Raw genomic sequence first — 3800 nt, 5'->3', positions numbered from 1 at the left:
TCGGGGACACCCTGCACAACATCGCCGACGCCCTCACCGCCCTCCCGCTGCTCCTCGCCTTCACTCTCGCCCGCCGCCCGCCCACCGCCCGGTTCACCTACGGATACGGCCGTGCCGAGGACCTCGCTGGTCTCGCCGTCCTCGCGATGATCAGTCTGTCGAGTGTGCTCGCAGCCTGGGCCGCGATCGACCGCCTGCTGCACCCCCAGCACATCCACCACCTCGCCGTAGTCGCCGCCGCAGGGCTTGCCGGCTTCGTCGGCAACGAAATCGTTGCCCGCTACCGCATCCGCGTCGGCCACCGGATCGGCTCCGCCGCTCTCATCGCCGACGGCCTGCATGCCCGCGCCGACGGCTTCACCAGCCTCGCGGTCCTCCTCGGCGCTGTCGGCGTCGCCCTCGGCCGGCATTGGGCCGACCCCGTCATCGGCCTGGCCATCACCGTCGCGATCCTCGGCGTCCTACGCTCCGCAGCCCGCGTCGTCGGCGCCCGGCTCATGGACGCCGTCGACCCCGACACGGTCGCCGAAGCCACCACCACCCTCCTGCACACCGACGGCATCGAAACCGTCCGCGAACTGCGCCTGCGCTGGATCGGCCACACCCTGCGCGCCGAAGCCGACGTCACCGTCGATCCGGACCTATCGCTGACCGCCGCCCACGACGTCGCCCACGCCGCCGAAGCCCACCTGCTGCGCCACATCCGCCGCCTGTCCGCCGCGACCATCCACACCAGCCCCGCCCATCACCACGCCGGGACTGCGTCGCCAACGGTATTGCCGGCGGGTTTGATTAGTTAGTGGGACTCGGCGGACGGCCAGCGGTCACGGAAGATGATCATAAAGTGTCGATCGCGGGCTTCCCGTAGATCATCCACATCTGCCGTCCCTGCTTCTTTCCCGTGGGCACCGTGGGCACCGTGGGCAGCAGCCGCTCGGCCTTGCGCCGCTCCCTCGCCCCGACCAGCTCCTTCGACGGCGGCGTCGAGGAGTTCGTGCTGTCCATCAACATCCGTCGCCGCAGCCCGGCGACCTCCAGCTCAAGCTCCGCGAGCCGGTTCCGTGCCTGGTCCCGCTCGGTCACGCCCAACCACGCCGATCAAGCAACCAGCACGACATGTTCCCTCAACACAAACCCCAAGGTCAGCGGCCTACAGCTGCCCACCCCTGAATGGACGCCCCGAGTAGGCGTCGTCCAACAGGTCAGCGCAGAAGTCGACCGCGCTCGACAACGAGCGCCCAGATCGGCTGATCGGGCTGGTCGTCACGGTCACGGCGGCGAAGTCCACCGTTGTGCCCGCAATGTCACGGAGGCAGAGAGCGATCCTCCCGGCGAGGACGGTCGCCTTGGGCAACTCGTCGCTGAGCGCCAATGCCCGTGCCAGCGTGGCCAGCGGAGGCTGGACGTCGACCACCGGGTTGGCCGTGTCGCCCGCTCATCCGCGAGAGCCAAAAATTTTCTGGACGGTGATGTCGAGAAACCATGACTGGCTCCGTCCCCGCGGTGAATGTAGCCACGATGGGTCGCACCAGCACCGAGGAGGAACATGATGGCCAAGTACCTGCTGCTCAAGCACTACCGCGGCGCTCCGGCTCCGGTCAACGACGTGCCCATGGACCAGTGGACGCCGCAGGAGATCTCGGCACACATGCAGTACATGCGCGACTTCGCGGCCCGGCTCGAGGGGACCGGCGAGTTCGTCGACGGTCAGGCGCTCGCCCCCACGGGGACGTTCGTCCGGTACGACGGCGAGGGGCGCCCACCGGTCACCGACGGCCCGTTCGCCGAGACCAAGGACCTCATCGCCGGTTGGATGGTGATCGACGTCGACAGCTACGAGCGTGCCGTCGAGCTGGCCGGCGAGCTGTCGGCCGCCCCCGGTGCGGGCGGAAAGCCGATCCACGAGTGGCTCGAGCTCCGCCCGTTCCTGACCGCGCCGCCCACCATCACGCAGTGACCGCGCAGATGGACGAGGCTCTGCTCCGGGGCCTCACGCCGAGTGTGCTCGGGATCCTCGTCCGTCGCGGAGCTGATTTCGCGGCGGCCGAGGACGCCGTGCAGGACGCGCTGGTCGAGACGATCCGCGTCTGGCCGGCTGACCAGCCGCGGGACCTGAAGGGCTGGCTGGTCACCGTGGCCTGGCGCAAGTTCCTCGACGCGACCCGGGCGGATGCCGCCCGGCGTCGGCGCGAAGACGTTGTCGACCAGTGGCCGGCGCCCGGGTCCACGCCCGCGGTGGACGACACGCTCCTGCTGTACTTCCTGTGTGCCCACCCGTCGCTGACGCCGTCGTCCGCGGTCGCGCTCACCCTGCGCGCTGTCGGCGGGCTGACCACCCGCCAGATCGCCCATGCCTACCTGGTGCCCGAGACGACCATGGCGCAACGCATCAGCCGGGCCAAACGCACCGTCTCCGGCGTGCGGCTGGACCAGCCGGGCGACGTCGCCACCGTGCTGCGCGTCCTCTACCTGGTCTTCAACGAGGGCTACTCCGGCGATGTCGACCTCGCCGCCGAGGCCATCCGGCTCACCCGGCAGCTCGCGGCAGCGATCGACCACCCCGAGGTGGCGGGACTGCTCGCCCTCATGCTGCTCCACCACGCCCGGCGCGACACCCGGACCGCGCCCGACGGCAGCCTGGTGCCACTCGCTGAGCAGGACCGCAGCCGATGGGACACCACGTCGATCGCCGAGGGCGTCATGATCCTGCAGGCGGCCCTCGCCCGCGACCGGCTGGGCGAGTTCCAGGCCCAGGCTGCCATCGCGGCGCTCCACGCGGACGCGCCCACCGCCGAGGACACCGACTGGACACAGATCCTCGAATGGTATGACGAACTTACACGCCTGACCGACAGCCCGGTCGTTCGGCTCAACCGGGCGGTGGCCGTCGGCGAGGTCGACGGACCACGCGCCGGGCTGAGAGCACTCGCGGCGCTGGACGACTCCTTGCCTCGCTACGCCGCCGCCGCCGCGTACCTGCATGAACGCGACGGCGACCTGGCTGCCGCGGCACGGCTGTACGCCGAGGCTGCCCACAAGGCCCCCAACCTCGCCGAGCGCGACCACCTGACCCGCCAAGCCGCCCGGCTCAACGCGGGAGTGTCCCGGTTGTCCTTACAGACCGTCCGGCGATGAAGTCCTGGCCGATCGGCTAGAACGACACTCGTCACAGGAGCTGGCCGGTCACAAGCGCGTGGGTCTCGGCCCGGTCCCGCTCGTCGCGCGTGCGGGGCCCAGGCTCCTCCCAGATCGTGTTGCAAACCGCGACATGCCCCAGGTCATGGGCCGCGTGGGCGTGCTCGAACGGCCGGTCGAGGGCAGAAGAGCTACAGCAGGCCCTGACGCAGCGCGTAGGCGACGGCGTGGGAACGGTTACGCAGGCCGTACCGGCGGGTGACGTCCTGAAGAACGTTCTTGACGGTGCGTTCCGAATAGGAGAGCTGACGGCCGATCTCCCGGGTGTCACACCCCTCACTGACCAGCCGGAGCACGTCCCGCTCCCGTTCGGAGATACCCGACAGAGTGAGACCGCGTGACGCGAGCACCTGAGCCTGGACCTGGCGCACCTGGTTGAGCAACCCGCCGAGCAAGTCGGGTGGCAGGAAGCCCTTACCGTTCACCGCTCCACAAATTGCGGACAGCAGCTGGCCCGGAGTGGCGGAAGCTCGCCGGATCAGCCCCGTCGCGCCCGCCTCCACCGCTGCCGTGACATCCGAGGAACCCAGATCGGTCACGATGAGCACCACCGGCCGTCCCGCCCAGTGCAGGCCGCGGATCAGATCGATAGTCTGTTTGTCCAC

5 protein-coding genes and 1 pseudogene are annotated in these 3800 nt (G+C 69.8%); 3 read left to right on the top strand and 3 right to left on the bottom strand.

From position 1 onward, the window contains the following. Window positions 1–800 (top strand): cation diffusion facilitator family transporter (locus MJ783_RS21075; protein ID WP_239313080.1); only part of this gene is annotated, 800 nt, incomplete at its 5' end. A gap of 79 nt (window positions 801–879) precedes the next feature. Here MJ783_RS21075 and MJ783_RS21070 read toward each other — a convergent pair. Both MJ783_RS21070 and MJ783_RS21065 read right to left on the bottom strand, forming a co-directional pair. Then, window positions 880–1077: pseudogene (locus tag MJ783_RS21070) on the bottom strand (IS66 family transposase); the annotation flags it as partial. Window positions 1078–1150: 73 nt separating this feature from the next. Further along, window positions 1151–1414: a hypothetical protein gene (locus MJ783_RS21065; protein ID WP_239313078.1), complete on the bottom strand. Its 264-nt coding sequence runs from the start codon at window positions 1412–1414 to the stop codon at window positions 1151–1153. A 135-nt stretch (window positions 1415–1549) separates the two neighbouring features. On the opposite strand from MJ783_RS21065, the gene MJ783_RS21060 reads away from it, so the two are divergent. Continuing rightward, window positions 1550–1957: a YciI family protein gene (locus MJ783_RS21060; protein WP_239313092.1), complete on the top strand. Its 408-nt coding sequence runs from the start codon at window positions 1550–1552 to the stop codon at window positions 1955–1957. 8 nt (window positions 1958–1965) lie between these two features. Then, a complete protein-coding gene (locus MJ783_RS21055; protein WP_239313089.1) occupies window positions 1966–3135 on the top strand; it encodes an RNA polymerase sigma factor in 1170 nt (389 codons plus the stop codon). Between the two features lie 191 nt (window positions 3136–3326). On the opposite strand, the gene MJ783_RS21050 is transcribed toward MJ783_RS21055, so the two are convergent. Further along, window positions 3327–3800, bottom strand: a 474-nt coding sequence (locus MJ783_RS21050) for a LuxR C-terminal-related transcriptional regulator (protein ID WP_239313076.1), incomplete at its 5' end; no start/stop codon positions are given.

Origin of the sequence: Protofrankia sp. Cj3, from assembly GCF_917627355.1 — a bacterium.
In the GTDB taxonomy this organism is placed as follows: Bacteria; Actinomycetota; Actinomycetes; order Frankiales; family Frankiaceae; genus Protofrankia.
Note: the sequence above shows the minus strand (reverse complement) of the source record. Positions and strands in the feature narration are given on the sequence as shown.